Annotated in this window: 26 protein-coding genes; 9 read left to right on the top strand and 17 right to left on the bottom strand. The window is 63.9% G+C overall.

Annotation, left to right across the window (positions count from 1 at the left end; genetic code table 11):
• Nucleotides 1-25 precede the first annotated feature (25 nt).
• Nucleotides 26-1,333 (bottom strand): MFS transporter, encoded by a 1,308-nt coding sequence (locus R2N03_RS06300; RefSeq protein WP_316656326.1) that lies wholly within the window; start codon nt 1,331-1,333, stop codon nt 26-28.
• Nucleotides 1,334-1,552: 219 nt separating this feature from the next.
• Between R2N03_RS06300 and R2N03_RS06295 the strand changes: the two genes are divergently transcribed.
• Nucleotides 1,553-2,470 (top strand): LysR family transcriptional regulator, encoded by a 918-nt coding sequence (locus R2N03_RS06295; protein ID WP_316656323.1) that lies wholly within the window; start codon nt 1,553-1,555, stop codon nt 2,468-2,470.
• Nucleotides 2,471-3,908: 1,438 nt separating this feature from the next.
• On the opposite strand, the gene R2N03_RS06290 is transcribed toward R2N03_RS06295, so the two are convergent.
• A complete protein-coding gene (locus tag R2N03_RS06290) occupies nt 3,909-4,247 on the bottom strand; it encodes a zinc ribbon domain-containing protein YjdM (protein WP_316656320.1) in 339 nt (112 codons plus the stop codon).
• Nucleotides 4,248-4,431: 184 nt separating this feature from the next.
• Nucleotides 4,432-5,418 carry a hypothetical protein gene (locus R2N03_RS06285; protein ID WP_316656317.1) on the bottom strand — a complete coding sequence of 329 codons (987 nt, stop codon included), beginning with the start codon at nt 5,416-5,418 and terminating at the stop codon, nt 4,432-4,434.
• Between the two features lie 400 nt (nt 5,419-5,818).
• Between R2N03_RS06285 and R2N03_RS06280 the strand changes: the two genes are divergently transcribed.
• Together R2N03_RS06280 and R2N03_RS06275 are read left to right on the top strand one after the other, a co-directional pair.
• Nucleotides 5,819-6,166: a hypothetical protein gene (locus R2N03_RS06280; RefSeq protein ID WP_316656315.1), complete on the top strand. Its 348-nt coding sequence runs from the start codon at nt 5,819-5,821 to the stop codon at nt 6,164-6,166.
• Between the two features lie 10 nt (nt 6,167-6,176).
• Nucleotides 6,177-6,389, top strand: a complete 213-nt coding sequence (locus R2N03_RS06275; protein WP_316656313.1) for a DUF1653 domain-containing protein — start codon at nt 6,177-6,179, stop codon at nt 6,387-6,389.
• A gap of 103 nt (nt 6,390-6,492) precedes the next feature.
• Here R2N03_RS06275 and R2N03_RS06270 read toward each other — a convergent pair whose 3' ends face one another.
• The 5 genes from R2N03_RS06270 to bioA form a co-directional block, all read right to left on the bottom strand.
• Nucleotides 6,493-7,002 (bottom strand): hypothetical protein, encoded by a 510-nt coding sequence (locus R2N03_RS06270; protein WP_316656311.1) that lies wholly within the window; start codon nt 7,000-7,002, stop codon nt 6,493-6,495.
• A gap of 155 nt (nt 7,003-7,157) precedes the next feature.
• Nucleotides 7,158-7,676: a hypothetical protein gene (locus R2N03_RS06265; protein ID WP_316656309.1), complete on the bottom strand. Its 519-nt coding sequence runs from the start codon at nt 7,674-7,676 to the stop codon at nt 7,158-7,160.
• Nucleotides 7,677-7,734: 58 nt separating this feature from the next.
• Complete coding sequence (gene bioD, locus R2N03_RS06260; RefSeq protein ID WP_316656306.1) at nt 7,735-8,424, bottom strand: dethiobiotin synthase; 690 nt, start codon at nt 8,422-8,424, stop codon at nt 7,735-7,737.
• A 1-nt stretch (nt 8,425) separates the two neighbouring features.
• The gene (bioF, locus tag R2N03_RS06255) at nt 8,426-9,676 is read right to left on the bottom strand and encodes an 8-amino-7-oxononanoate synthase (protein ID WP_316656304.1); all 1,251 of its coding nucleotides are present in this window, start codon (nt 9,674-9,676) and stop codon (nt 8,426-8,428) included.
• The gene (gene bioA, locus R2N03_RS06250; RefSeq protein WP_316656302.1) at nt 9,663-11,069 is read right to left on the bottom strand and encodes an adenosylmethionine--8-amino-7-oxononanoate transaminase; all 1,407 of its coding nucleotides are present in this window, start codon (nt 11,067-11,069) and stop codon (nt 9,663-9,665) included. The genes bioF and bioA overlap by 14 nt, the downstream gene beginning before the upstream one ends.
• Before the next feature lie 373 nt (nt 11,070-11,442).
• Between bioA and R2N03_RS06245 the strand changes: the two genes are divergently transcribed.
• Nucleotides 11,443-11,616: a hypothetical protein gene (locus R2N03_RS06245; protein WP_316656299.1), complete on the top strand. Its 174-nt coding sequence runs from the start codon at nt 11,443-11,445 to the stop codon at nt 11,614-11,616.
• Between the two features lie 61 nt (nt 11,617-11,677).
• Here R2N03_RS06245 and R2N03_RS06240 read toward each other — a convergent pair whose 3' ends face one another.
• The 8 genes from R2N03_RS06240 to R2N03_RS06205 form a co-directional block, all read right to left on the bottom strand.
• Nucleotides 11,678-12,895: a benzoate/H(+) symporter BenE family transporter gene (locus tag R2N03_RS06240; RefSeq protein WP_316656297.1), complete on the bottom strand. Its 1,218-nt coding sequence runs from the start codon at nt 12,893-12,895 to the stop codon at nt 11,678-11,680.
• Complete coding sequence (locus R2N03_RS06235) at nt 12,892-13,674, bottom strand: 1,6-dihydroxycyclohexa-2,4-diene-1-carboxylate dehydrogenase (protein ID WP_316656295.1); 783 nt, start codon at nt 13,672-13,674, stop codon at nt 12,892-12,894. Before R2N03_RS06235 ends, R2N03_RS06240 begins: the two co-directional genes overlap by 4 nt.
• A complete protein-coding gene (gene benC / locus R2N03_RS06230; RefSeq protein ID WP_316656293.1) occupies nt 13,671-14,693 on the bottom strand; it encodes a benzoate 1,2-dioxygenase electron transfer component BenC in 1,023 nt (340 codons plus the stop codon). Before benC ends, R2N03_RS06235 begins: the two co-directional genes overlap by 4 nt.
• A gap of 36 nt (nt 14,694-14,729) precedes the next feature.
• On the bottom strand, nt 14,730-15,218 hold the full coding sequence (gene benB / locus R2N03_RS06225; RefSeq protein WP_316656292.1) for a benzoate 1,2-dioxygenase small subunit: 489 nt from the start codon (nt 15,216-15,218) through the stop codon (nt 14,730-14,732).
• Nucleotides 15,215-16,573 (bottom strand): Rieske 2Fe-2S domain-containing protein, encoded by a 1,359-nt coding sequence (locus R2N03_RS06220; RefSeq protein ID WP_316656291.1) that lies wholly within the window; start codon nt 16,571-16,573, stop codon nt 15,215-15,217. Before R2N03_RS06220 ends, benB begins: the two co-directional genes overlap by 4 nt.
• A gap of 28 nt (nt 16,574-16,601) precedes the next feature.
• A complete protein-coding gene (gene catA, locus R2N03_RS06215) occupies nt 16,602-17,537 on the bottom strand; it encodes a catechol 1,2-dioxygenase (RefSeq protein WP_316656290.1) in 936 nt (311 codons plus the stop codon).
• 76 nt (nt 17,538-17,613) lie between these two features.
• Nucleotides 17,614-17,904, bottom strand: a complete 291-nt coding sequence (catC, locus tag R2N03_RS06210) for a muconolactone Delta-isomerase (protein ID WP_316656599.1) — start codon at nt 17,902-17,904, stop codon at nt 17,614-17,616.
• Nucleotides 17,905-17,933: 29 nt separating this feature from the next.
• Nucleotides 17,934-19,043 carry a muconate/chloromuconate family cycloisomerase gene (locus R2N03_RS06205; protein ID WP_316656288.1) on the bottom strand — a complete coding sequence of 370 codons (1,110 nt, stop codon included), beginning with the start codon at nt 19,041-19,043 and terminating at the stop codon, nt 17,934-17,936.
• Between the two features lie 110 nt (nt 19,044-19,153).
• Here R2N03_RS06205 and R2N03_RS06200 point away from each other — a divergent pair, with 110 nt between their 5' ends.
• Both R2N03_RS06200 and R2N03_RS06195 read left to right on the top strand, forming a co-directional pair.
• On the top strand, nt 19,154-20,065 hold the full coding sequence (locus R2N03_RS06200; protein ID WP_316656286.1) for a LysR family transcriptional regulator: 912 nt from the start codon (nt 19,154-19,156) through the stop codon (nt 20,063-20,065).
• 159 nt (nt 20,066-20,224) lie between these two features.
• Nucleotides 20,225-23,197 carry a transglycosylase domain-containing protein gene (locus tag R2N03_RS06195; protein ID WP_428984369.1) on the top strand — a complete coding sequence of 991 codons (2,973 nt, stop codon included), beginning with the start codon at nt 20,225-20,227 and terminating at the stop codon, nt 23,195-23,197.
• Nucleotides 23,198-23,200: 3 nt separating this feature from the next.
• Here the strand turns inward: R2N03_RS06195 and R2N03_RS06190 are convergent, their stop codons facing one another.
• Nucleotides 23,201-24,754: an MFS transporter gene (locus R2N03_RS06190; protein WP_316656282.1), complete on the bottom strand. Its 1,554-nt coding sequence runs from the start codon at nt 24,752-24,754 to the stop codon at nt 23,201-23,203.
• Nucleotides 24,755-24,818: 64 nt separating this feature from the next.
• On the opposite strand from R2N03_RS06190, the gene R2N03_RS06185 reads away from it, so the two are divergent.
• From R2N03_RS06185 to R2N03_RS06175, 3 genes are all read left to right on the top strand, one after another.
• Nucleotides 24,819-25,784: a LysR family transcriptional regulator gene (locus tag R2N03_RS06185; protein ID WP_316656280.1), complete on the top strand. Its 966-nt coding sequence runs from the start codon at nt 24,819-24,821 to the stop codon at nt 25,782-25,784.
• Between the two features lie 41 nt (nt 25,785-25,825).
• Complete coding sequence (locus R2N03_RS06180; RefSeq protein WP_316656598.1) at nt 25,826-26,305, top strand: CreA family protein; 480 nt, start codon at nt 25,826-25,828, stop codon at nt 26,303-26,305.
• Between the two features lie 160 nt (nt 26,306-26,465).
• Nucleotides 26,466-26,642, top strand: coding sequence for a hypothetical protein (locus R2N03_RS06175; protein ID WP_316656278.1), 177 nt, complete (start codon nt 26,466-26,468; stop codon nt 26,640-26,642).
• Nucleotides 26,643-26,768 lie beyond the last annotated feature (126 nt).

The following is a 26,768-nucleotide window of genomic DNA, read 5'->3' as shown; positions in this document are numbered from 1 at the left end:
TCTGGGGCTCCTTGCGGGATGGTGTTTATTGGTGGGACTCGCGCGTTTCGCGCAAGCTCAGCACGGTCAGCAGCGTCACGGCACTGCACGCCATCATGTAAAAGGCGGGCGAGAGCGGGTTGCCCGTGCGGGCCAGCAGCCACGTCACGACAAACTGGCAGGAACCACCAAACACCGTCACGCCCACCGCGTAGATCACCGACAGGCCACTGGCGCGGACCTTGGTCGGCAGCATCTCCATCATCATCAGCAGCATTGGCGTGGTGCCCAGATACAGGCCGCCGGTCAGCAGGGCCGACAGCGCCAGCACAAGCGGCACGCTCGGGTAATGCGTCATCAGCCAGAAGGCCGGATACAGCGCCGCCACCGTGAACAGCGTCGCGCCCACCACGAGCGGCTTGCGGCGCGGCAGGCGGTCGGCCAGCCAGCCGGACACCAACGACGCGGTAAAACTCGTCAGCCCGGTCACGCAGCCCGCGAGCAGCGACAGCGACGGCGGCAGATGCAGCTCGCGGATCATGTAGGTCGGCATGAAATAGATCACCAGATACGTGCCAACCGTGCCGCCAATGATGGTGAGCACGCCTTTGACAACGAGGTCACCATGCGCGCGGAAGAGGGTACCCAGGGGGCTCGACGCATGCGGTTGCGCGGTATGGGTTTCATCCAGGTGCGCGCGGATGTAAAAGCCCACCGGAGCGATCAGCAGCCCCAGAAAGAAGGGCACGCGCCAGCCCCAGCCCTGCAGTGCCTCGGGCGACAGGCTGCCGTACAGCACCGCAGCCGTCAGGGCCCCGCAAAGCGCGGCGATGCCCTGGCTGCCCAACTGCCAGCTCACGCGAAAACCGCGCCCCTTGATGCCGCCGGACTCCATCAGCATGGCCGTGGAGGCACCAATCTCGCCGCCGAGTGAAAAACCCTGCAGCAAGCGCCCGGCCACGACCACCAGCGGACCGAGCACGCCTGCCGTGGCATACGTCGGCGCCACGGCCAGGCACAGCGTCCCGATGACCATCAGCCCAATGGTCAGCGTCATCGCGGCCTTGCGCCCGCGGCGGTCGGCATAGTTGCCGATCACGAAACCGCCCAGCGGGCGCATCACGAAGCCGATGCCGAACGTCGCGACCGCCAGCAGCAGTGAGCCATAGGCACTATCCGACGGGAAGAACAGCTTGCCGATCATCAACGCGAAGAAGCTGTAGACGGTGAAGTCGTACATCTCGAGCGCATTGCCGATCGAGCACGCGGCGATCAGGCGCGCCTGGCTCGCAGGCTTGGGGGTGGCAGCCGCGGACACGGGTGTCAGGGCAGGCTGCAGGGTGGCGTCATTCATTCGGGTCTCCGTCCATCGTGTTGAAAAGGGGTTTCTCTGAACCCTCGCGATGCAGTATTCCGGTAAGCCGCGCCATGAAAAAATCGTAAATATTCATCGCGATAACCAAATAGAATCACCGTCATAACCGGCGCGCATCCGCCATCGGGGAAAGCCCGGTGCAGCGCCGACACGCGATGCGAATTCCACGACACGCGCACCGGAGGAGGGCAGAGCACGGTGAAACTGCACCAATTGCGCATCCTGCTGGCTGTGGCCCAGCACGGCAGCATCCACGAGGCGTCGCGCGCGCTGCATATCTCGCAGCCTGCGCTGTCCAAAGCCATTGCAGAACTGGAGCGCGAGCTTGGCGTCACGCTGCTGTCGCGGTCCGTGCGGGGCGTGAGCCTGACGGCCTACGGCATGGCGGTGGTGAAGCGTGCCAGCGTCGTCGAACAGGAGCTTCGCCACGCGCTGGAAGACATCGAAACCATCCGCGGGCACGCCGAAGCCGAGCTCAACATCGGCTTTACCGCCGTGGCCTCCAGCGGGCCGCTGCCCGACGCAATGGCTGCGCTGCGCAAGCGCTTTCCGAATGTCGCCTTGCGCTGCTTCGAACAGCGTCCACAGCAGATCCTGGAAGGCCTGCGCGAGGGGCGTCTCGATCTGGGGCTGATCTCCAGCAACAGCGGGCCAGGCACAAGCAGCTTCCAGTGGGAGCCGCTGTTTTCCGTGCCGATGCGCCTGGCCGTGCGGCCAGGTCATCCGCTGCGCCGCGCGCGCCGCTTGCGCCCGCTGCTGGATGCGGACTGGCTGGTGCTGGACCCGCTCGACGACCCAGGCAGCCCTCTGGTCAGCCTGATGCGGCTGCATCGGCTCGAGATGCCGCGCCGTATCGTGCAGAGCGGTTCCAATCTGCTCGGGCTGCAGTTGGCCACCAAGACCGATCTCATCAGCATGTGGTCGGATTTCGTCTTCAGTGGCACCGGCGGCCCGCTGCGTATGGTCCCGGGTTCGCTGGATGTGCTGCCCATGGAAGACGAGTTGCCCGAATTCAGCGCCTATCTGGTCTATCGGTCAGCCGATCTGATGACGCATGCGTGCGCGGAGTTTTGCAAGGAAATCCGGCACTTTGCGCAGAGCTACCTGACCAAATAGCCGCATAATTTGCAGTATTTCAGCGGCTCAACTCCGCTCGCCCTCCTTCCCCCCGTCCAGCTCCGTGAGGGCCCGCACTTGCTGAGCAAGCTGCGGCAAGCCCGCTACGATGGCCTGTAGGGCTATCTGAGACTCCGTCATACCAAGAGCTTCCGCTGCTGCGCGCAAACCACACCTGAGCTGATACGAGATGCTGAGGTTCAGTCTTTCACGAGCGCTTTCACCCCCAAGGGTTCGCATTGGTTCAATTACCCCGTTTTCCCGAACGGTAACCGATGGGGTGATCCCGTGTGGTTCTGGGGTAGTTTGACTTTCCCCCCGTGTTACAGGTCGGGGGGCATCGGTTTGGGCACGCGCTGGCGACCATTCGGTTTCCGAACCGCTCACTTTTTGCATCAAGGCTTTTCTCTTAGCTTCACCCATTGGTTACACCTGTCACCGATCCGTTACCTATTGGTTACTTCAAGCGTAGCGGATAGAAGGGAGCCACGCAAGCCCGCCACCCCGTGTGTGATGGGGCCACCGCGCCCCGCTGCGCGTGTCACAGCGGCCCCAACCCCCACGGATACACCGGTGCAGCCACCAGAAACGACAGCGATACATGCGGCTGGCAAAGGGGTAGGGAGCGTGACGCGGCGCAAAGACGGGCGAGGGCGGTCATACCCGCTACTCGGCCCCGCCAGCCGCGCTGGAAGCGCGTCAAAGGCCCAGAGCACCGGAATCCTCTCCATGCCCCCGAAGGGGCCCCCCTGCGGCTTCGTTTGCGGCGCGGGCACTCCCGACGCTAGACGCTGGCGACAGGGAAACGAGCGCAGAGGTCGCGGGAACATCGTTGCGGGGATCAGGGCGACCAAGCTGGCGAAGGTAGCCAGCGGATTCGAGCCTTTGCAAGCGCAGAACCTGAGGGGCCCAGTGCGGGACAGGGCGCAGGCCAGTATCCCAAGAGGTGATCGTTCTCTTGTGCGTCTTGAGCTTGCGGGTAAGGGCTTTCATGGGCAAGCCCTGGCGCTCATAGCACCACTCGGCGTGAGTCGCCCACTTGCGAGAGGGATTATTAGCCATTGGCCACCCCCGGCGCACAGGAAATTTTTTCCACCCGGGCATCCTCGAGAGCATCACGAGCACTACCCACGCCAGCCGCTAAGTGGCAAAAAACTAACGAGACATGCTCCAGCCAGGTATAGCTGGGAGGGTTGGTTGTTGAAACTATTTGAACGAAAGAATCGAGCGCCCAAACGGCATCGTTAAGACGCTCCCATGCTTGGGAGCTAGAATCGGCAAGAGCCATTATCAACCTCTTGTGCAGATTGATTGTGGTTAGGGGCCGGCCTGTGTTGGCGCACGCGCCGGCCCCGCTTTTGTACTACGAGATACGCATAATTTGCATTATGTTAAATAAAGCGCGCAGGGACAGCCGCAAGCGTCATCCCTCGTTCTGCTAGGCCTTCTTCAAAAACTCCGGCTTGAGCAGATAGCTCACGCCATCGATCTTGCAATCGATCGGATGGTCACCCGAGACCAGCCGGATGTTCTTGACCTTGGTGCCCGCCTTGAGCGTGCCCGAACTGCCCTTGAGCTTGAGATCCTTGATGAGGATGGCCGCGTCTCCGGTGCTCAGCAGATTCCCGTTGCTGTCCTTGATGACCGGCTCGGCTTCCGTTTCGTCTGACGGTGCTCGCGGGTCCCATTCGTGGGCGCAGTCAGGGCAAATGAAGAACTCGCCATCCTGATAGGTATGCTCGGAGGCGCATTCTGGACAAGCTGGAATCGTAGACATATCGGGTGGCATGCAGGCGGCTGAATCGGGGCCGGCACTATACCAGCCGGAAGCGCGTCGATGGCTTGACGATTGTCATGCCGACCCGAAACTCGCCAGCGCGAAAACGGGCCCGCGATCAACGGTGGCCCGTTTCCATCTCCCCTGACGGCGCCCTTCGCGGTGCCGTCGGAGGCTGCGGTGCTCAGTTGCCGAACAGGCTCTCCAGCGCGCTGATGGTGGTCGAGATGGTCGCCGTCACCGTGCCTGTCTTTCCTGCATCGATAGCCAGTGTGACGTCGCCCGTGGAAGCGAAGGATGCGCTCGCCTGATCCTCCGTCGTGGCAAATGCCACAGCGCCGCCACTCGGCACGCCCGTGGCGCCCACGATCAACGGTGAACTCGTGGTGAGCAGCAGGTTTTCGTTACCGGAGGGGGTTGTGAAGTTCAGGTTGCCAGAAAGACTGACCTGGTCCGTGAACGTCAGCAGCGAGAGCGCATCATCCAGACGCCAGCCCGCCAGCACAATGGAATCCTGAACGCCATTGATATTGCGATTGACGGTCGCATCATTGGATGTCGCGATATATCTGAGCGTGCTGTCGGGTTGCGGAATCGATTTGGAAATGGTCATCGTTCCGTTGAATGTCATGGAGGCAGTCCCTGCCTGGGCACTCAGGTTGTTGGCCGTAGCGGCTGCAACAAACGAGAAATCCTGCAGGTTTGCAGTTGGACCGGACGCCGCATTGATGACGAATGACATTCCGCCATTCAGCGTGGTCAATAATGTTGCGCCGGCAAGCTCAACATTCTCCTGACAATTCGCGAAGGTCATGCTGGCGGTGTCGCCCGCCGTGATGCTGTTCGACCCATCGCGATCGTTAAACGTAATGGATGCCGTGCCGCCGCCCGTGCAATTGGTCGAGACCGTTCCCGGGCCCGCCTGGCTTGCGGCGATAATGACCGAGAACAGGCTGATTGCGTAGAGGCTGTAGGTATCGCGCGAGCCGAAGTACGTGTAGGCGGCAGCGGTTTGCGCATTCAGGTAGCCGTTGGCCGGGTCTGCCAGTCTGATGGACGAAGGTTGCTGCGGCGCGGGCGGCACGATCCCCCCGCCATCATCCCCGCCGCCACACGCAGCCAATGAAACCGCCATCGCGGTGATCAATGTCGTCTGTAGCCATGTCTTCACAGCAACCTCCTTATTCTTTTTAAGGTGATTCAAAAATCTGTGCTGGAGACATCAGCTTATGCAGCGTGAATTCAATTGCCTTTGACGATTAAAAGTTCATTGATCCACCGCAATACACTGCGCGCGTCAAAATCATCTGACAAAGCAGAATCTGCCTGCGCTTTCATTGCAATCCAATATCTGAATATCCGGCAATCTCATGCGCGCCCCCTCACCTTCGCGTGTCATTCCCCATCGCTTATTTGCATCACCACCCGCGCATTCAACGTGCGTGCCTTCGAGGAAGACTCGTCCGACCGTCAGGCGCGCGAGCGTCGCCCGCGGCGTCAACAGCGCGACACGCCCCTGTCTTCGTTCTATGATCCAGCCTTCAATGATGGTTGCTGAACAGGAGAAGACCATGGGCGAAGCCAAACGACGCGGCACGCAAGCCGAACGCATGTCCCAGGCGCAGAGCCGGCTGGAAGCGCTGCGCCCCGACAAGTTGGTCTGCGGCGCCTGCCAGACCGGCTTTACCGAATTCGAAGGCATGGAGCCGCGCGACATGCCGGGCATCCGTGCCATCTTCGGCGGCGAATGCCCGAACTGCGGCCAAAGCGTCATTTCGTTCAATGGCGAGCCCGAGGCGGTCGCCGCAGCCATGCTCGCGTATCAAGATGCGATGGAAAACGCCAAGCTCGGCGCACAGACCCAGGAAGGCAAGCACGTGCCGTACGTGGACGAAGATGACAAGCCCACGCACCACTGAGTTGCAGACCATGGAAAATCGCCCCGCGACACGCCGCTACCGCCACTACAAGGGCGGCGAGTACGAATGGCTTTGCGAAGCAACGTACGAGCCCGATCCGGCGATCAAGATGACGGTCTATCGGGCCGCCAACGGCACCATCTGGACGCGCCCTTCCACCATGTTCCACGAACTGGTAGAGGTCGAAGGCCGGCAGGTGCCGCGCTTCGCGCCGATCGACTGAGGCAGGTTCGCGCCCCGTTGCGCAGCCGTCTTGGGTCGCCATTTTGGGTGATTCCGCACACGCGGCTGGCTGTATTGCGCCGGCATCCGCCGGTTGAGCGCGATCAGCCCGTCGCATGCGTGCGTTGCAATTCACCGGCTGCCGGTACACGGCGCTCGAACGTGACGCGGACACGGCGCGAGAACTGCAGGTAGACGCCACACGTGGCCACCATAGCCACGGCGACCGCCACGCCATCGATGAGGGTGCCACGCGCGCCCGGCACGCCACCCGCCACCAGCATCAGTCCGATGAGCGGCGGCAGCAACGCCATATGCACGATCGTGGCGCGCCGAAACGCGCTGTCGTGCGTGGTGGCCAGCACCAGCACGGTCACGCACGAGATCAGATAAAGCAGTGTTGTCAGGTTGATGGTCCCGCTGCCCGGCGTATCCGCGTTGAAAAGGTCAGCGCCCGCCAGCCGCACGGCGTCGACCGACAGGCCCTGCCAGAACACCCAGGTCGGTCCGGCAATCGCCACCGCAAGCACCCACGGCAGCCACCCGGCTATGCCGTACAGCGGATGATGTTCCGCTTCAGACGGGTCGATGTCGACCCAGCGATGCGTCAGCATGAGGCACCCCCTGGCTTGGTTTCCTGCTCTGCGGGCGGGTTGTTCCGGCGCATGCCCTGAGGCACGTGCTTCCCCTATTGCTCAGCTTAGGTCGTGGGCCGGCACGCGCAATGCGGGAGGAACCCCAAGCGCACAAACGGGTTGCGCCACATCAATCACCGCCGGAAGAGGCGCGGACGGTCGGGGTCGTACAGCGGGTCGGGCGTGATCTGCGTCAGTTGCAGCACGCCGGCCGGGTCGAAATAGAAGTGCATCAGCGAGGGCCAGACGTCGTCCGACTTGAAGCGATATGACCACACCAGCCGATCCATGCGCGGGAAGTACGCCGTCTCCACTGGCCTGCCGAAATGGCGAAGTACGTCGTCCTTCGTCCAGACCCCGACCTTGGCCTGGGCAAACTCCAGGCTGCTCAGGACCTGTTTGAATGCGATGAGTCTGCCGCTGGCGTCAAAGTCGGCTGCATAGGTGAACTGCCCGTAGGGTTGGGTCGGGTACAGCCAGCGCGTGCCGCCGTTCAGCGGATAGGTTTCGCGCGGCGGTCCGAATTGCGCCTGCACCGCGGATGCGTCGCCGCCGACGAGACGCTGCCCTTTCGTCACCGGGGATTCCAGTGCCGCACATCCCGCCATTGCCGCGACCATCGTCGCTGCCGCCAGCCAACGCGTCACGCGCATGACAGCCGTCTCCATCCGACCATTGAACCCTGACAGTGTAGCGCCGCCTGGGCCTTCATCATGCGAGCAACGGCGTGATGTCCAGGTGTGAGGCAGCAAGGCGGGCATCGGCGGCGGGCAGGCGCGGGACCGTGCCGAGGTGCGGTGCGTCGATCCAGCGGCGCAGGGTCGCGACATTGTCGTCAAGCCCGGCCATGCCGGCGTCGACCACATTGCCAACCCAGCCAGCCAGGCGCAGCCCGCGTGCGGCAATGGCTTCCGCCGTCAATGCGGCGTGGTTCAGGCAACCCAGCCGCAGGCCGACCACCAGGACCACCGGCAAGCCCAGCGCGACAGCCAGCTGCGCCGTATCGAAATCGTCCGATAGCGGCACGCGAAAGCCGCCCACGCCCTCCACGACAACAGCATCGGCCAGCGATTTCGCCTGACTGAGCGCGTCGAGGATCGGCGGCAGGGTGATGGTCACGCCCTCGCGGGCCGCGGCCAGGTGCGGCGACATCGGCGCCTCCAGCAGCCAGGGGCAGATCGTCTGCAGCGGCAGGTCAACCGATGCGGCAGCCCGCAATTGCTCGACGTCTTCATTGGTGCGCTCGGACGATCCGGGCAGCGTGCCTGCGGCAATCGGCTTGAGACCGGCTGCACATAAACCGGCGTCAGCCAGCTTGACCAGCAGGGCCGAGCTGACCAGCGTCTTGCCGATCTCGGTATCGGTGCCTGTGACGAAGCAGGCGAAGCGGGCTTGCGTCATGTCAGGCCGCCTTGGCAGTCGGATGCAGCGATTCGCCCGCCGCCTCCAGCGCCCGCGCCAGGCGCTCGATATCGTCGTCCGTGTGCGCTGCCGAAAGCGTAATGCGCAGCCGGGCCGTGCCAGCCGGCACCGTCGGCGGGCGGATGGCGGCGATGCGGATGCCCTCGCGCTCCAGTGCCGCGGCCAATGCCAGTGCCGGCGCGTTTTCACCGATCACCAGCGGCTGGATCGCCGTGGGCGACGGCAACCATTGCCAGCCGAAACGGGCCGCCAGGCGCTGCGCATGCTGCGTCCAGGCTGCGATATGGCAGTTCAGCCGGGCGCGCCGCTGGCGGCCCTCCTCGCCTGCGATGACATCCAGCGCCGCCTCCACTGCACAGGCGATCGCGGGCGGCGCTGCCGTCGTGAAGATGTACGTCCGCGCCCGCTGGATCAACCAGTCGATGACCAGGCGGTGCGCAACGATCGCGGCCCCCGAGCCGCCCGGCGCCTTGCCGAACGTGCCGACGTAGACGAGGCGCTCCGAATGCAGCCCGAGGTGCGACAGCACGCCCGCGCCGTTCTCGCCGAGCACGCCCAGGCCATGGGCATCGTCCACGATCAGCCAGGCGTCATAGCGCTCGGCCAGAACCAGCAGCTCGGGCAGCGGCGCAATATCGCCATCCATGCTGAACACGCCATCGGTGACGATCAGCTTGTTGCGGCTTGTGCTGGCGGCCAGTTGCGCTTCCAGTGCGGCCAGGTCGACATGTGGATACACCTTGATCGGCGCCCGTGACAGCCGCGCGCCGTCAATGAGCGAAGCGTGATTCAGCGCATCGGAAAAGATGGTGCACTCCCCCGCCGGTCGCACGCCACCTGCCTGCGCCATGGCGCTGACCACGGCCAGGTTGGCCATGTAGCCGGTGCAGAAGAACAGCGCATCCGCCTCGGGAATGTGGGCAGCCTGCAAGGCCGCCATGCGCGCTTCCAGCCGCGCATGGGCAATCGAATGGCCGCTCACCAAATGCGACGCGCCACTGCCGAAGCCATATTCGCGCACGCCGGCGGCCGCGGCTTGCACCAATGCCGGATGGGCTGCCAGGCCGAGGTAGTCGTTGCCGCAGAAACCAAGAATCTCGCGCGGTTCACTGCCGGGCATGCTGATGCGCTGGCTGCGATCGGTCGGGCTGTACGCGGTGCGGCGCACGCGGCGCAGGTGGGCGGCGTCGATGGCGTCGAGCCCTGCCTGCAGGTCGTCAAGCAATCGCATAGGTTTCTCCTTCTTGCGCGCCGGTCGCTTGGGCGAGCGTGTCTTCCAGCGTCAGCAGCGTGCGTTCGACGAGTGTGTCGGTCTCGGCATCGCTCAGCACATAAGGCGGTAGCAGATAGACGGTGTTGCCGATCGGGCGCAGCAGCAGTCCATGCGTCCGGGCGGTGAGCGCAAAGCGCTCGGCAAAGCGCGCGCCGGCCACTTCCGGATGCACGTCGAACGCGGTGATCATGCCGGTCTGCCGCAGGTGCGCGAAGCGCGCGTCGTGCGACAGCGGCGCGAGCCCCTGCGCGATGCGCGCGGCCGTCACGCGGTTGCGCGCAAATACGTCTTCTTCGGCAAACAGGTCCAGCGTGGCAAGCGCTGCGCGGCACGCCAGCGGGTTGCCGGTGTAGGAATGCGAATGCAGGAAGCTGCGTACCGGCGCATCGTCGTTGAAGGCGTTGTAGATAGCGTCGCGCGAAAGCACGATCGACAGGGGCAGGTACCCTCCGCTGATGCCCTTGGACAGGCACAGCAGATCCGGCCACACGCCTGCCTGCTCGCAGGCAAAGAAAGTACCCGTGCGCCCGCAGCCGACGGCAATCTCGTCAGCAATCCAATGGACGCCAAACGCGTCGCACAGGGCGCGCACGCCGCGCAGATAACTCACATCGTGCATGGCCATGCCGGCCGCGCATTGCACCAGCGGCTCGGTGATGACGGCTGCGATGGCACCCGCATGGTTGGCAAGGCACGCGCGCAGTGCCTCGAGCGCGCGTTCAGCGACGTCGGCCGGGGTTTCTCCTGGCGCAGCCTGGCGGGCATCCGGCGATGCGACGCGGTGCGATTGCAGGATCAGTGGGTCATAGGCATCACGAAAGATCGCTACATCGGTCACGCCCAGCGCGCCAAGCGTTTCGCCGTGGTAGCCCTGCTCCAGACAGAGGAAGCGGTCGCGCGCGCCCTGTCCCGCATTGCGATGGGCATGGAAGCTCATCTTCAGCGCGATCTCCACGGCGGACGCGCCATCGGAGCCGAAGAAGCTATGTCCGAGCGCGCCGCCTGTCAGGCCGATCAGGCGTTCAGCCAGCTCGACTGCCGGGCGATGCGTGGCGCCGGCCAGCATGACGTGCTCGAGCGAGTCGAGTTGCGATTTGAGGGCGGCATTGATATGCGGATTGGCATGGCCGAACAGGTTCACCCACCACGAACTCGTGCCGTCGAGATAGCGTTTGCCGTCGAAGTCGATCAGCCATGGCCCCTGTCCGCGTGCGATCGGCAGCGGCGGCATGGCGTCGAGCCGCGCATTCTGCGTGCACGGATGCCAGACAGCCGCACGGCTGCGCGCCTGCCACGCCGCGTTGGCATGGGGCGCGCCGTCGACCGGCACAGGGATGGGGGGATACGCCATACAAACCTCCAGGTGACAACGCCGACCTCGAGGCATCAACCTCGGCGGCCGGCACATGGCGGCGTATGGTAGGCGGCTTCTCCGCAAAACAACAAGCGAACAGATCGATCAATTTTAGAGGAAAATTAGCCGACAAAGACAGACAAAGTGCTATTTTCTTGCCGAAAATGAGGCGTCCTGCCGGCTTCTCTTCGCAAAAAAAATTCTTAGCGCAAGGCTTTGGGTGCACTTTTATTCACTTATTTGGGTGCACCGCTGGCAGGCGTGGCATCAAGGCTGGGTGATATTCACAATGTACCGGCAGTATCGGCTCCAGCGTTGCCCAACCCTAGGGATAACCCTATACTCGGAAAAACCCTAGAGAGAGCCTATCATGATCCAGCAAAGCTATTTCACCCCGAAGTTTGCCGCTGAAGCCCAAGTCCAAGCCGCCGCGCGCACGCCGGTTGCACTGATGCGCGAAGCGCTGAATTATTTTCGCCAGGGCTGGCAAGCCAACCTGATCAATGCCAAGGTGGTCGGTCAATCGGGGTCGTACATCGGCTGAGGGCTCGAGCCACGCGATGACAAACGGCGCATCCGCGCCGTTTTTGTTTTGGATGAGGCCGTCAGCGTCGCGTTGCGCTCAGCACCAGTGAGGCGCCCGAGCCGATGACGACACCCCAGAAGGCCGAGCCCAGCCCGAAGAGCGTCAGCCCAGACGCAGTCGCCAGAAAAGTGATGACCGCGGCCTCACGGTGGGCTTCATCCTGAATCGCGCCCATCACGTTCGATGCAATCGCTCCGATCAGGGCAAGTCCGGCCAGGATGGCGACAAAGGGCTTGGGCAGCGCGACAAACAGCATCACGATGGCGCCAGCGAAGGTGCCTCCCAGCAAGTAGAAGATGCCGTTGGCGATGCCCGCCACGTAGCGTTTGGCTGGGTCGTCATGCGCATCCTTGCCCGTGCACAGCGCCGCCGTGATTGCCGCGATCACGATGGTGATGCCGCCAAAAAACGCGACGGCAATCGACGCGAGACCGGTCGCCGTCATGATCGGACGGGCCGGGGTGTCGTAGCCCGAGCCCCGCAATACGGCCATGCCCGGAAGAAACTGCCCTGTCAGGCTGACAATGACGAGCGGAATGGCCAGGCTCAGCGTTGAGTTCAGCGTCCAGCGCGGTGCAATGAAGACCGGATGCGTCAATTGCAGCGACACCCCATTGAAATGGGTCTGCCCCAGCGCCATCGCCAGCGCAACACCGGTCAACAGGACCACCACGATGCAGTAGCGCGGCCACCATCGCCGGCCCAATACGTACGCGGCGATCATGGAAAACGCCAGCACCGGTGTGGCCGCGGCAGCCGCGAACGCGTGGGTGCCGAACTGGAACAGAATGCCGGCCATCATGCCCGCGGCGATGCCCCTGGGAATCAACCGCATCAGCCTGTCGAAGGTACCCGACACGCCGATCAGCAGAATGATCGTGGCTGCCGTGATGTACGCGCCTACCGCCTCGTTGAGCGACAAGCCAGGAAACAGCGACACCAGCAACGCCGTGCCCGGCGCGGACCACGCCGTCACCACCGGTGCCTTCCACCGCCAGCTTGCATAGATGCCGGACACTGCTGCGCCGATGGAGATCCCCCACACCCATGACGCCACCATCGCATCGGACACGTGCGCGGCCTGGGCTGCCTGGAAGAAGATGACGAGCGGCCCTGCGTACGAAATCAGCACGGCAAGGAACCCGGCCGCAACGGCGGAGACCGACCCGTCCGCAAGCAGGCTGCGTGGGGCGGCGTCCGCGCCTGCCAATGCCGCGTCGGCGGAGCCGCGCGTCAACCGAGGTCTCCGCCGCCGACCGGCAATACCGTTCCCGTGATGTACGAGGCGTCGTCGGATGCGAGGAAGAGAATCGCCCGCACCTGCTCATCAATGGTGCCGTAACGGTGCATGAGGCTGCTGGAGAGGGTTTGATCGACGATGCCCTGGTACCAGAGGGTTTCCTGCTCGGACATGGGTGCCGCGTTGCGCGGAATCCTGCGCGGCGGTGCTTCCGTGCCGCCCGTGGCGACCGCATTGACACGAATGTTGTCTTCCGCATGCTCGAACGCCAGGCTGGCCGTAAGCGCATTGACGCCGCCCTTGGCGGCCGAATATGGAATCCGGTAGATGCCGCGCGTCGCAATCGACGACACGTTGACGATCACGCCCCGCTTGGATTCCACCATGTGCGGCAACACCGCCCGGCAGCACCACAGCGTGGGGAACAGCGAGCGACGGATCTCCGCTTCGATCTGCGCTTCTTCGTAATGTTGATACGGCTTCGCCCAGATCGTGCCGCCAACGTTGTTGATGAGCACGTCAATGCGGCCGAAGGCATCCAGCGCTGTCTGCACGGCGCGCTGCGCGCCGGCGTAAGTTTCCAGGTCGGCTGTGACGGCGTTGGCGTTGCCCCCGGCTGCAGCGATTTCAGCCTGCACCTCGTGGACCAGCTCTGCGCGATCCACCAGCAGCAGCTGCGCGCCCTCTTCTGCCGCCGCGATGGCCACGCCGCGCCCGATACCCTGCGCCGCGCCCGTCACGACGACGACCTTGCCTGCAAATCGAAGCATGCTCATGCCGCCTTCGGGAGAACGTTCGGGGTGAATTTTTCGTAGTGGAAGCTGTGCGGCTTCACACCCTCATCGTCAAAGTACTTGCGCACGGCATCGACCATCGGCGGCGGCCCGCACAGGTAGACATCCACGTCGCCCTCGTTCAGGGCGTCGGCCGGAATGTGCTGCGTCACCCAACCCTTGCGCGGATGATCGGACGCCGCGTCGGCGACGACGGTGGCGTAGCTGAAATTCGGCAGCCGGGCTGCATACCCCTCGAGCGCATCGACCTGAACCAGGTCGAGATCACGCGTCACGCCATAGATGAGGTGCACTTTCTGCTGCGGGTTGGTGCGCGCCAGCACCTCGAGCATCGACAGGAACGGAGCGAGCCCCGTGCCGCCGGCAAGGAACAACAGCGGCCGCTGCACGTCACGCAGATAGAAGCTGCCCAGCGGCCCGTGCAGATCGAGTTTGTCACCAGGCTGCGCGGTTTCCAGCCAACGGCTCATCACGCCGCCGGGAATCTTCTTGATGAGGAAGCTGATCTTCCCTTCCCCGGGCGCGGATGAGAACGAATACGAGCGTTGCTGGCCGCTGCCGGGCACAGCGATGTTGACGTACTGGCCGGGCAGGAACACCGGCGCGGTGGCATCGACATCCAGTTCGAGCACGACCGCCGCATCGTTGTGCAGTTCGACCTTCGACAAGGTTGCACCGAATTGACTCTGGCCGGTCTTGCAGCTGGTCGACGTGGTCGGCACGGCGATCACGCAGTCGCTTTGCGGCACCATCTGGCACGTCAGGACGAGGCCGGCGTTCTTCTCGTCTTCGGTCAACGCTTCGTCGATGTAATCGTCGCCGAGGTCGTAGCTGCCGCTCTCCGCGCGGCACTTGCACGTTCCGCAGACGCCATCGGAGCAATCCATCGGCAGGTTGATCTTGGCGCGGAAGGCGGCATCGAGCACCTTCTCACCGGCCTTGCAATCGATGAAACGGGTAACGCCGTCCTCGAAATTGAGTGCAACTTTGAAACTGGACATGGAAGCCTCCACTGCCTTTGGTACGCGAGCTCGGCGTCAGACGTGATAGACGTCGAGCACCTGCCGGATGTAGTCGTTCTTCAGGACGATCTTCTTGCGTGCGATGCGCAACCCATCACCCGCCCTGCGCAAGGTCACGAACATCGTGCCGAAGAACTGGTCGGTGCTCTTGTACCGATGACTCAGCGTGTGGAAGTTGTAGCGCACGTCGACTTCATCGTCGCGCTCGGCCAGGACTTCCACGTTGGCGATGTTGTGGCTGGTTCGCGGCTCCGGTGTGGAGGCCCCGCTGCGCTCGGTCTTGATGCGGAATACGCGGTCTTCAAGCCCGCACCGATCGGGGTAATACATCAGCGAGATCTGGCTCTGCGGGTCGTCGGTGAGCTGATCGTCGTCATCCCAGGCCGGCATCCAGTAAGAGACGTCTTCTGCATAGCACTCCAGCCACGCGTCCCACTGACGGTCATCGAGCAGCCGCGCTTCGCGGTACAGGGCGGCGCAGATGTTCTGGTAATCGAAGCTCATGCCGCCACCCCTTCGCATTCCTTCTTCAGTGCATCGCGCATGACCTGCACCCAGTATTCGTGCTGGCAGACGAACAGGCCTTCATCTTCGCTGCGTTCGCCGGAAATCAGCGGCCTGAGCCCCATCTTGTCCGCGTTTTCATCGGGGCCATGAACCCACAGCGGCGCACCGCGTGACAGGTCGTTCCACAACGCGGTGGTGCCGGCATAGCCGTTCTGGCACGCGCGGAATTCTTCCAGGTCGTCGGCGGTGCCCATGCCCGACACGTTGAAGAAGTCCTCGTACTGGCGGATGCGCAGCGCCCGGTCGGTTGCGTTCTCACCCTTCGGCGCGAAACAGAAGATCGAGACTTCCGTCTTGTCGACGCTGATCGGCCGCACCACCCGGATCTGCGTGCTGAACTGGTCCATCAGGAACACGTTCGGATACACGCACAGGTTGCGGGTCTGATTGACGATGAAGTCCGTCTTGATTTCGCCCACACGCGCCTTGATCTCATCGCGGTGTGCATATACGGGCCGCACCTCGGGGTTCATCGTCTGCGTCCACAGCAGGATGTGGCCGTGCTCGAACCCATAGACGCCCGCTACCGACTTGCTCCAGCTGTTCGCATCCACGGCTTGCGTGCCGCCTTCCTTGCGCCGCCCCATCGTTGCGGCGTAGTTCCAGTGCACGGTGCTGACGTGGTAGCCGTCGCAGCCGTTCTCCATCTGCATCTTCCAGTTGCCGTCGTAGACATAGGAAGAATTGCCGCGCAGCACTTCCAGGCCATCGGGTGCCTGATCGACGATCTGGTCGATGATCACCCGCGCCTCTCCAAGGTAGGCCTCGAGCGGCTGTACGTCGGCATTGAGACTGCCGAACAGGAAGCCACGATAGTTCTCGAACCGCGCGACCTTCTTCAGGTCGTGCGACCCGTGCGTGTTGAACTGCACCGGGTACTCGGTCGTCTTTTCATCCTTCACCTTGAGCAGCTTGCCGGTGTTGGAGAACGTCCAGCCGTGGAACGGGCAGGTGAAACTGCCCTTGTTGCCATGCTTGCGACGACACAGCATCGCGCCCTTGTGCGCACAGGCGTTGATGACCGCATGCAGCTCCCCGGTCTTGTCGCGGGTGATGACGATCGGCTGGCGGCCGATCCACGTAGTGTAGTAGTCGTTGTTGTTCGGGATCTGGCTTTCGTGAGCCAGGTATACCCAGTTGCTCTCGAAGATGTGCTTCATCTCCAGTTCGAACAGATCCGGGTTGGTGAAGATATCCCGACGGCAACGGAAAATACCGGCCTCTTTGTCATCCACCACCGCGGTCGATAGCAGGTGATCCAGTTCGCGGGCTTTGTCGATCAAGGCGGACATGTGGCTCTCCATCAGCGCGAGACGGTCGTTACACCGCCGCCGAAGCGCGAGGGCGGTTCACGATCTGGTTATCCTTGCCCTGCACCAGCGGCGTGAGGACAACATTGAATTCAATGTCTTTGTACGCATCGGCCTTCAATCCGAATGCGCCGCCACCGGCCTTTTCAACCACATGCGGAATGAGCTCTTCCCGCGTGGCGTAGGCGAAGTCGTCCCAGATCAGCGGATCGCCTTCGATATTGAATTGCGTCGTCAGCTTGCGGTGTCCGTTGCTCGTGACGAAGAAGTGCACGTGCGCGGGCCGGTTGCCATGGCGCGCAAGCCCGTTCAGCAGTTGCTGGGTCGCGCCCTGCGGCGGGCAGCCGTAGCCGACCGGCATGAGCGTGCGGAACTCGTATTTGCCATCGGCGCCTGTCTTGACCGCGCCACGCAGGTTGAACGCGCTCTGCTTGCCGGTCGGATCGAAGTGCGAGTAGAAGCCGTTCGAGTTCGCGTGCCAGCATTCGACCAGCGCGCCGGCCAGCGGCTTGCCGTCCTCACCCGTGACCGTGCCGTGAATGACCAGCGGGCCAGCGGCGGGATCCGCGTCGATGTCGATGCGGGATACACCATCGCGCACGGGCGCGCCGGCAACGTACAGCGGACCTTCGATCGTGCGCGGCGTGCCGCCCTCGATGCCGATCGCCTTGTCCGCGGCGTCCATGCGGATATCGAGGTACTTCTCGAGGCCGACGCCCGCGGCCAGCAGCGCGGCCTCGCCGTCCTGCCCAAGCTTGTTCAGGTAGTTGATGCCGGCCCAGACTTCATCCGGGGTGATGTCGAGATCGTCGATGGCCTTGAACAGATCGGCCAGCAGGCGGTGCACGACCAGCTTCAGGCGGGGGTTGCCCTCAGCGCCTTCCAGGTTGGTGGCTGCCTTCAGCAGATCCTGCACTTCTTTCGTTTGGAATACCTTTACGCTCATGATGCGTGTCTCCTTTGGCTTTTAGGGAAATGTCCGCGGCGCGTTCGCCGCCCTTCAATATGCAGACCCGTTGGCCTCAGGCGTCGCTCTCTCGGATCGATGACGGGTGTCGGCACAGCGGCTGCACTTCAATCGTCATGTACGGAAAGAGCGGCAGCGTGGAGACCAGCGTGTGCAGCTCGTCGACGCTATCCACATCGAAGATGCTGACGTTGGCGTACTGCCCCGCGATGCGCCACAGGTGACGCCACTTGCCTTCGGCCTGCAGCGCTTGCGCACGTGCCTTCTCGGTCGCCTTGAGCGCAGCGGCTTCCTGCTCGGGCATGGAAGGCGGCAGACGGACATCCATTCGTACGTGGAACAGCATCGTGGTCTCCTTGATGAGTGTCTTTGGTGTCATGGGCGGCGCAGGCGCGCCAGCTTGTCGCGATCGATCTGGATGCCGAGGCCGGGGCCGGTGGGCACCTGCAGCATAAAATCGCGGTACTGCAGCGGCTCGGTCAGCAGCTCCTGCGTGAGCAGCAGCGGCCCGAACAGCTCGGTGCCGAACTGCAGGTCGCCGAACGTGGAAAACACATGGGCCGAGGCTGCCGTGCCGACCGCGCCTTCGAGCATCGTTCCGCCGTAGAGGCCGATGCCCGCAAGCTGCGCAATGGCCGCAACCTGCATGGCGGGAATGAGGCCGCCGGACTGCGCGATCTTCACGGCAAACACGTCGGCGCTGGCGGTGGTCGCCATCTCGAAGGCATCCAGCGGGCCGTGCAGCGCCTCGTCGGCCATCATCGGCACGGCGAACTGGCGTGCCAGCCGCTGCAGCGCGCCACGGCTTTCTGCGCGTACCGGCTGCTCGATCAGGTCGACCCCACCGGCTTCCAATGCAGCGATGCCATTAGCGGCATCCAATTCGCTCCAGGCCTGGTTGACGTCCACGCGCACGCTCACGGCATCCCCCAGCGCGCGCTTGATCGCCAGCACATGGGCCACGTCATCGGCCACCGGGCGCAGGCCGATCTTCAACTTGAAGATGCGGTGGCGCCGCTCGGCCAGCATTACCTCTGCCTCGGCAATGTCTTTCTTCGTGTCGCCGCTGGCGAGCGTCCAGGCCACGGGCAATGCATCGCGCAGACGGCCACCGAGCAGTTCCGACAGCGGCACGTTCAGCCGGCGCGCCTGGGCATCGAGCAGCGCCGTCTCGAGTGCGCACTTGGCGAAGCGGTTGCCCTGGATGGTCTTGCGTACCTTTGCCATGGCAGCCGCCACGTTGCGCGCATCCATGCCGATCAGCAGGGGCGCAATGTGCGTGTCGATATTGACCTTGATGCTCTCGGGGCTCTCCTCGCCGTAGTTGAGGCCACCGATGGTGGTGGCCTCGCCCCAGCCTTCGATGCCGTCTTCGCAGCGCACGTGCACGAGAACGAGCGTCTGCGTGTGCATGGTGGCAACGGACAGCTTGTGCGGACGGATGGTGGGCACATCCACTAGAATGGCCTCGATCGAGCGAATCATGTTTTCCAGGTATCAGATTGACAAAGATCAACTTGGAAATGAGATTACGCACCACGATTTATTGCGTCCAACACCGATTTAGTATCGGCTCTATACCTCAAAGGTTGGATATGGAACTGCGTCACCTGCGCTACTTCATCGCCGTCGCCGAGGAGCTGAACTTCACGCGCGCGGCGGAACGGCTGCACATTGCCCAGCCGCCGCTCTCGCGGCAGATCCAGCAACTCGAGGAGGAGATCGGCGTGCTGCTGTTCGAGCGTGGCAGCCGCCCGCTCAGGCTGACGGAAGCAGGCCGCTTCTTCCATGCACATGCGCGGCAGTTGCTCGCGCAGACGGCGGAACTCGCCTCGATGACGCAACGCGTGGGGCAGATCGAGCGACGCCTGTCGATCGGCTTCGTGGCTTCCACGCTGTACGGGATGTTGCCGAAAGTCATCCGGCGCTTTCGGGCGGAATACCCGATGGTCGACCTGGCGATGCACGAGATGACGACGATGGATCAGATCCAGGCGCTCAAGGACGGCCGCATCGACGTCGGCTTCGGCCGCATCCGCTATGAAGACCCAAACGTGCGGCGGATCCTGCTGCGCGATGAACGGCTGATCGTCGCCCTGCCGTCCGGCCACCCGCTGCTGGGCGCCAAGCCCGCCGCGTCCTTGCGCGACCTCGTGGGCGACACGCTCATCATTTACCCGCGCGCCCCGCGCCCGAGCTATGCCGACCAGGTTCTGGCGCTGTTTCACGATCGCGCGCTCGAACCGACAAAGATCTACGAGGCACGGGAATTGCAAATCGCACTGGGGCTGGTCGCGGCAGGGGAAGGCGTGTCAGTGGTGCCGCGCAGCGTGGCGGGGCTCAAGCGCGAGGATGTCGAATACATGGAACTGGATGATCCACAACTGGTCTCCCCCATTATCCTGAGCACGCGGCTGCTGGATGAGTCTGAAGATATCCAGGCCATCCTGGCACTGACCTACCGCCTCTACGACGAGCAGCACATCCCGTATTACGCACCGTCGTAAAGCTTGCAACAGCGGGCCCGAAGTGACACGGCGCTGGACACGACGGCGGCGTGGGCTAGATTGAAACCAGGCGCGCGTTCGCCTGCGATTGGAGCGTAGCAAGTGACAAGAATACGGCGCCCCGTCAAATTGGCCCTGATTGCAGCGCTCGTGCTTGCGATGGCCGCATGGCTCGTCGTCCGCGAGTTCCACAGCTCCGCATGGCAGGCGCACTATTTCGCACAGCTTGCCCGATCGCAAACCTTTACGGTCAAGCCGGGGCCCAATGCTTCCGCCCGATACCCGAACTCCGGGCCGTATGACAAGCGGCTCGGGTATCACGATCTCCCCACGTACTTGGATCGCTTGCGTACACGCGGCTACGTCGTCGCGCAGCAGGCCGTGCCGTCGCAGGACATGCTGTCGCTGATGGATCGCGGCCTGAACGCGCCTTACCGGGAGAAAGATCAGGCCGGGCTCGAGCTGCTCGATGCCGATGGCCATCCGATCTATCGCGTGCGCCACCCGGAGCGGGTGTATGACGGGTTCGAAGCGGTTCCTCCGCTGCTCGTCGATTCGCTGCTGGCCATCGAAAACCGAACGCTTCTCCAGACCGAATATCCCAAGCGCAATCCTGCCGTTGAATGGACGCGCCTCGCACGCGCGGTATGGGATCGCGCCCTCCATACCGTCAATGCCGAGCATGAATCGCCCGGCGGCAGCACGCTTGCCACGCAGATCGAAAAGTATCGCCATTCGCCCGAAGGCCGTACCGATTCCCCTAGCGAAAAGCTTCGCCAGATGGTGTCGGCGTCGATCCGCGCCTACCTGAGCGGCGAAGACACCACTGCCACGCGCCACCAGCTCGTGGTCGATTACCTGAACACCGTGCCATTGGGCGCGCGCGCCGGGTTCGGGGAGATACTCGGTATCGGCGATGCGCTTCGCGTCTGGTACGGACGGGATTTTGCGCAGGTGAATGCGCTGCTGTCGGCCGGATCAACCGCGCCCCTGGCGGACCGCGCACTCGCCTACAAGGAGGCGCTGAGCCTGCTGGTATCGCAGCGCCGGCCGTCGTACTACCTCGACAACCTCGATGAACTGGAGGCGCTGACGAACGCCTACCTGCGCGTGCTTACCGCGTCCGGCGTGATTCCGCCCGCGCTGCGCGACGCGGCCATTGCGCAATCGCTCAAGCAGCAGGCGCTCGGCACGCGCGTACCGCCTCCGCCCGCCGAGCACAAGGGCACGAATGCCGTGCGCGTGAACCTGGCGGGCATGCTCGGTATCTCGCGCATGTACGCGCTGGACCGGCTCGACCTGACCGCCAGCAGCACGCTCGATGCGCCCTTGCAGCACCAGATCACCACCGAGCTGCGCAAGCTGCAAGACCCGGCACACGCCAAGGCCGCCGGCCTCGTGGGCGACATGATGCTGCAACACGGCGATCCACGCGGCGTGACTTACAGCTTCACCCTCTATGAACGCGCCCCAGGCGGCAATCGCGTGCTGGTGCAGGCCGACACATTCGACCAACCGTTCGACATCAACGAGGGCGTCAAGCTGGATCTGGGCTCGACGGCCAAGCTGCGCACGCTGGTGACATATTTGCAAATCGTGGCCGAGCTGCACCAACGCTATGCGGGGCAACCCGCGGCGGCGCTGCGCAAGCTCAACATTCCGGTGCAGAACCCGATCGAGCGCTGGGCCGTCGATTATCTCGCCCATGCGCAAGACCGCTCGCTCACCCCGATGCTCAATGCAGCAATGGAGCGCAAGTACTCCGGTAACGCCGGCGAATGGTTTGCAACCGGCGGCGGCATGCAGCACTTCGAGAATTTCGAAAAATGGGAAGGCACCCAGCAGTTCACGGTGCGCGAGGGGCTCAAGCACTCGGTCAACCTCGTCTTCGTGCGGATCATGCGCGATATCTCGCGCTACTTTCAGCACCAGTTGCCCAGCGCGGGTGCACAGGCCCTGACCGATCCGAACTCCCCCGAGCGGCAGGTCTACCTGCAACGGTTTGCCGATCGCGAAGGCAAGCTCTTCATGGGCCGCTTCTACACCAAGTACCGAGGCAAAACGCTCCAGGAGCAGGAAGCCACCCTCGTCCAGAGCACGCATGCAACGCCGGTGCGGCTGGCCGCCATCTTCCGCAGCATCGACCCGCAGGCCGGCCCCGACAAGCTGGCCGCCTTCCTGCGCACGTACCTGCCGGGCGCCAGGCTTGACGACGCAGCGCTTGCCAAGCTCTACAACAACTATTCGGTGCAGCGGTTCGACCTGGCGGACCGGGGCTACATCGCGCGGCTGCATCCGCTGGAGCTGTGGCTCGTGGCGTATCTGCGCGAGCATCCGCAGGCAACGCTCGCGCAGGTCAACGAGGCCAGCGCCACGGAACGACTCGCAGTCTACAAATGGCTACTGCAGTCGCACCGCAAGGGCGCGCAGGACAAGCGCATCAAACAGATGCTCGAGATCGAGGCTTTCCAGCAGATCCATGCCATGTGGAAGCGACTGGGGTATCCGTTCGAATCCCTGGTGCCGTCGTATGGCACGGCCATCGGCGCGTCGGCGGACCGCCCTGCCTCGCTGGCGGAGCTGATGGGTATCATCGAGAACGATGGCGTCCGCCTGCCCAGCGTGCGCATCGATCGCCTGCACTTTGCCGCCGGCACACCTTACGAGGCCATGCTTTGCAGAGACCCCAGCGCCGGAGAGCGCGTGCTGCCGCCGGAGATTCCGCCAGTGGTCAAAGCCGCGCTGGCGGGAGTCGTGGAAGGCGGCACCGCCAGGCGGCTCTCGGGGACGTTCATGGACAACGACGGCACGCCCGTCGCCGTGGGCGGCAAGACCGGCACCGGCGACAACCGTTTCAAGACCTTCAGCCGCGGCGGCGGGCTCCTCTCCGAGCGGGTGGTGAGTCGATCCGGCGCGTTCGTGTTCTATCTGGGAGACCGCTACTTCGGCACCGTCGTCGCCTACGTCGCCGGGGCGGACGCGGCCAGGTACAAGTTCACGAGTGCGCTGACCGTGCAGGTGCTCAAGGTGCTGGCGCCGACGCTGATGGCGTATCTGGACCTGCAGGACGCCGCGCCCGCATTCCGTTGCAACGTACCGCAGGCGACTGCGCCCGCGCAGAAGCTGGATTGATGCTCAGCGCAGATGGCGCTGCAGCCAGATCGCGCCCGCGCACAGCAGCGCAATCAACGCGCCCCAGGCAAGCAGATCGCTGGCGGCCAGCAGCGTGGCCTGGCGGTCGATCTCCGCCGACAGTCGAATCAGCTCGGCGCCCTGCAGCGGATGCGGCCATTGCCACGCCGGCGTGAGCGCCGTCACGTGGCCGACCAGGTCCGTGCGGTGCTGTGCTTGACCACGCTGCAGCAGCAACGTGGCGCCCATCGTGCCAAAGGCCTGCGCCCAGGCGCGCATGATGCCCTTGAACTGATAGGCGTGGCCGAAATCCCGGGCGGGCATGTCGACGTAGGTCAGCCCCGCGACCTGGATCACCACGAACATCCCCACCGTGCCTTCGATCATGAACCCTGGTGCGACGGCTGCCACCGAGGCGCCCGGCATGGCCACGTGTGCCAGCCACAGCAACGCGGTGGCCATGAGGACGAAACCGATGGAGATCAGCACCCGCTTGGGCGGCAGCAGGCTGGTCAACTGGAAATTCAGAAAGCCCAGCACGACGGTCACGAGACCGCCCAGGCTCATCAACTGGGCCGTGGTCTCGTAGCGAAAGCCCAGGCCGTTCTGGAGCAGGCTGGAGGAAAGAAAGCCCCACGCGCTGGCAAACATGTAATAGATGGCGTAGAAGACCATTCCCGTGAGGAAGCGCCGCTGCAGCGTGGCGCGCAGGTCAACCCAGGGCAGCGGATGGCCCGCCTGGCGGATGCCGACCCAGGCGATCAGCGCCGCCACCGCGATGATCGGCAACACCTGTGCGGGCGAACCATCCGGGTGAACGAAGCGTGCCTGCTGGAAGCCATGCAGGGCAATCAGGGCGGCCAGCCCGAAAGCGACGGCCGAGGGCCAGTCGAGCGACGCAAAATCGCCCTTGCGCTCATGCATTCTCGGGTGCGGATAGAACGCCGCCACCAGCACGCAGACGACCACCGCCACGAGCAGCTGGGCCACGAAAATGGCGCGCCAGCCAAATTGCTCCGTGAGCGCGGCCGACAGCATCGGCGACACGCAGCTCAACCCGAAGATGCCGTAGATCATCCCCTTCATCAGCGTGCGGCGTTCCTGTACAGGGCTGTGCTGCACGAAAATGCGCGAGGTGGAGAGCATCGGCCCGCCGCCAAAGCCCTGCACGGCCCGGCCAACGATGAGCATCGTGCCGCCATCGGCCGCCGCGCACATCACGGTGCCGGCGATGAACACCAGCAACGACAGCAGCGTGTGCCTGCGGTACGTCATGTGATCCGCCAGCCGCCCCATCACCAGGATCGCGAGGCTGGCCGCCGCTGCATACGAGGTGACGGCCCATAGATAGACGTCCCGGGAAGCCAGCACCCCGCCCTCGATATGCGGCCCGGCAATCGAGAACATCAGGTTTGCCATGTAATCCACGCCCGTCGCCAGCCCGATCACCATGCCGACCATGCGCAGCTCGAGCCGGCTACCGACAGTCGACTCCCCGCGCCCAGGGCGTGGCGCGGGGGCGGGTGACAGGCTGGGATGCGTGCTTGGCGTGTTCATGCCGGGATGGTAATTTGCCTGAAAACCGCCGGAAATCAGCCTTCAACAAATTCATTGTTCAACCATGCGAACGACGGACTGGAACGATTGGGATACTTTCTGCACCGTGGCCACGCTGGGCAGCTTCACCCGTGCGGCCGATCGTCTGGGGTTGCCCAAATCGTCCGTCAGCACCGCGGTATCGCGGCTGGAAGGAAAACTGGGCGTGCGCCTGTTCGAGCGCAGCACCCGCCGCCTGCGGCTGACGGATGCCGGCGAGGCCCTGCTTCGCGATGCCGGCCCATTGTTCCAGCGCCTGCGTGAAGTCTCGGAAGACGCGGCGGCGACGTTCCAGTCACCGGCCGGCACGCTCCGTATCGCCATGCCATACGAATTTGCAGCGCGCCAGTTTGCCGAGGTGGTGCTGGAAGTCATGCGCGAGCACGCCGGCCTGCGCATCGAAGTGGACGTGGCGCCACGCGAGATCGACCCGCTCGCCCAGGGCTACGACATCATGCTGACCGTGCCCCGCGGGCCGCTGCCCGATTCCGGCCTGGTTGCCCAGCGCGTGTTCGACCTGCGGCGCGCGGTGGTGGTCGCCCCGCAGCTTCTGCAGCAGCGCGGGCCGCTCACGCACCCGGATCAACTCGCCGACTGGCCGTGCCTGGGCCTCTCCAACGAAACCGAGTGGCAGTTCCGCACGCCCGGCGGCGAAACCATCAACCTGCCGCTCGACTTTCGCATGCGCACGTCCAACAGCGAGTTGCGCATGCAGGCCGCCATTGCCGGGCTGGGTGTGGCGCGAATCACGTCGGTGTTCGCCACCGATCTGGTTGCCTCGGGTGCGCTGGCCGAGGTGCTGACGGATTTCCAATCGACGCCGATGCGGGTGTACGCCGTCTTCCCCGGCCGCCGCCTCATGCCGGCCAAAGTCAAAGTCTTCATGGACACCCTGCACCGCCGCATCGAACACGCCCGCCAGGCCGCGGATGTCCGGCCAACCTTCTTGGACGATGCCGCCGCGCCATGGCCGCCTGAATCGCTTCTCTGATGTCTTCCCACATGCTTTCTCTTACCGACCACCCGAGCACCATGCGCCCGTTTGTCCGCTTTCCCACGCTTCTTGCCCTGCTCGCGCTGAGCACGGCTGCCTGCTCCCGCGCCGAAGACATCGGCAGCGTCAGCACGAACTTCCGCATCACCGGCTCCGACAAGATCGTCGTTGAAGCCTTCGACGACCCGCTCGTGCAGGGTGTCACCTGCTATGTGTCACGCGCCCGCACCGGCGGCATCAAGGGCACGCTCGGCGTGGCCGAAGACGTGAGCGAGGCCGCCGTGGCATGCCGCCAGGTCGGCCCCATCAGCTTCACGAAGCCACTGCCACAGCAGGACGACATGTTCACGCAGCGCCTGTCGCTCGTCTTCAAAACGCTGCACGTCGTGCGCGTGGTCGATACCAGGCGCAATGTGCTGGTCTATCTGACCTACTCCGACAAGGTCATCTCGGGTAGCCCCAAGAACAGCGTCACCGCCGTACCGATACCCGCGGGGCAGCCGATTCCTGTCAAATGAGATCGGCAAGTGCGCAGCGCACCGCATTGGTGCGTTCCGGCGCAACCGTGGTGGCCGCACAACGTCAGGTGGTGCATACGTAAGCTTACGTATGGTGCATTGCATCATCTGATGTATGATTAGGGTATTCCCTAAGCGGGAATTCCCTAAGAGGCCAATCATGCAAAACACGAACGACCTGAAGCTGACCGATCAACTCGAACGCGAACTGATCGAGCGCGAAATGTCCGAAGGTATCTACTACTATCGCCGTCCTGGCGGCCAAGCGTTCTCGTTTGCCCAGTTCTTCTCGGCAATCGCGCACCTGTTCAGCACGCACCGCACCGCCAAGGCCTAAGCCGCCGTTATCGTTGATGGGCGTGTGCCCAGGCTAGCTGATCTGTAGTACCCGATACACCGCAGTTCCGTGCGCCGGCCGTGCTTCGCAGCACCTGCCGCCACACCCGCTAGGTCATGACCGCCT

It is taken from the genome of Ralstonia condita (assembly GCF_958405655.1).
Lineage (GTDB): Bacteria > Pseudomonadota > Gammaproteobacteria > Burkholderiales > Burkholderiaceae > Ralstonia > Ralstonia condita.
Note: the sequence above shows the minus strand (reverse complement) of the source record. Positions and strands in the feature narration are given on the sequence as shown.

What these genes read in the sequence shown, in the direction of transcription:
- R2N03_RS06300 (WP_316656326.1), bottom strand. Translation starts at nt 1,333, where the DNA reads ATGAATGACGCCACCCTGCAGCCTGCCCTGACACCCGTGTCCGCGGCT.
- R2N03_RS06290 (WP_316656320.1), bottom strand. Translation starts at nt 4,247, where the DNA reads ATGTCTACGATTCCAGCTTGTCCAGAATGCGCCTCCGAGCATACCTAT.
- R2N03_RS06280 (WP_316656315.1), top strand. Translation starts at nt 5,819, where the DNA reads ATGGGCGAAGCCAAACGACGCGGCACGCAAGCCGAACGCATGTCCCAG.
- R2N03_RS06275 (WP_316656313.1), top strand. Translation starts at nt 6,177, where the DNA reads ATGGAAAATCGCCCCGCGACACGCCGCTACCGCCACTACAAGGGCGGC.
- R2N03_RS06270 (WP_316656311.1), bottom strand. Translation starts at nt 7,002, where the DNA reads ATGCTGACGCATCGCTGGGTCGACATCGACCCGTCTGAAGCGGAACAT.
- R2N03_RS06265 (WP_316656309.1), bottom strand. Translation starts at nt 7,676, where the DNA reads ATGCGCGTGACGCGTTGGCTGGCGGCAGCGACGATGGTCGCGGCAATG.
- bioD (WP_316656306.1), bottom strand. Translation starts at nt 8,424, where the DNA reads ATGACGCAAGCCCGCTTCGCCTGCTTCGTCACAGGCACCGATACCGAG.
- bioF (WP_316656304.1), bottom strand. Translation starts at nt 9,676, where the DNA reads ATGCGATTGCTTGACGACCTGCAGGCAGGGCTCGACGCCATCGACGCC.
- bioA (WP_316656302.1), bottom strand. Translation starts at nt 11,069, where the DNA reads ATGGCGTATCCCCCCATCCCTGTGCCGGTCGACGGCGCGCCCCATGCC.
- R2N03_RS06245 (WP_316656299.1), top strand. Translation starts at nt 11,443, where the DNA reads ATGATCCAGCAAAGCTATTTCACCCCGAAGTTTGCCGCTGAAGCCCAA.
- R2N03_RS06235 (WP_316656295.1), bottom strand. Translation starts at nt 13,674, where the DNA reads ATGAGCATGCTTCGATTTGCAGGCAAGGTCGTCGTCGTGACGGGCGCG.
- benC (WP_316656293.1), bottom strand. Translation starts at nt 14,693, where the DNA reads ATGTCCAGTTTCAAAGTTGCACTCAATTTCGAGGACGGCGTTACCCGT.
- benB (WP_316656292.1), bottom strand. Translation starts at nt 15,218, where the DNA reads ATGAGCTTCGATTACCAGAACATCTGCGCCGCCCTGTACCGCGAAGCG.
- R2N03_RS06220 (WP_316656291.1), bottom strand. Translation starts at nt 16,573, where the DNA reads ATGTCCGCCTTGATCGACAAAGCCCGCGAACTGGATCACCTGCTATCG.
- catA (WP_316656290.1), bottom strand. Translation starts at nt 17,537, where the DNA reads ATGAGCGTAAAGGTATTCCAAACGAAAGAAGTGCAGGATCTGCTGAAG.
- catC (WP_316656599.1), bottom strand. Translation starts at nt 17,904, where the DNA reads ATGCTGTTCCACGTACGAATGGATGTCCGTCTGCCGCCTTCCATGCCC.
- R2N03_RS06205 (WP_316656288.1), bottom strand. Translation starts at nt 19,043, where the DNA reads ATGATTCGCTCGATCGAGGCCATTCTAGTGGATGTGCCCACCATCCGT.
- R2N03_RS06200 (WP_316656286.1), top strand. Translation starts at nt 19,154, where the DNA reads ATGGAACTGCGTCACCTGCGCTACTTCATCGCCGTCGCCGAGGAGCTG.
- R2N03_RS06195 (WP_428984369.1), top strand. Translation starts at nt 20,225, where the DNA reads ATGGCCGCATGGCTCGTCGTCCGCGAGTTCCACAGCTCCGCATGGCAG.
- R2N03_RS06190 (WP_316656282.1), bottom strand. Translation starts at nt 24,754, where the DNA reads ATGAACACGCCAAGCACGCATCCCAGCCTGTCACCCGCCCCCGCGCCA.
- R2N03_RS06185 (WP_316656280.1), top strand. Translation starts at nt 24,819, where the DNA reads ATGCGAACGACGGACTGGAACGATTGGGATACTTTCTGCACCGTGGCC.
- R2N03_RS06180 (WP_316656598.1), top strand. Translation starts at nt 25,826, where the DNA reads ATGCGCCCGTTTGTCCGCTTTCCCACGCTTCTTGCCCTGCTCGCGCTG.
- R2N03_RS06175 (WP_316656278.1), top strand. Translation starts at nt 26,466, where the DNA reads ATGCAAAACACGAACGACCTGAAGCTGACCGATCAACTCGAACGCGAA.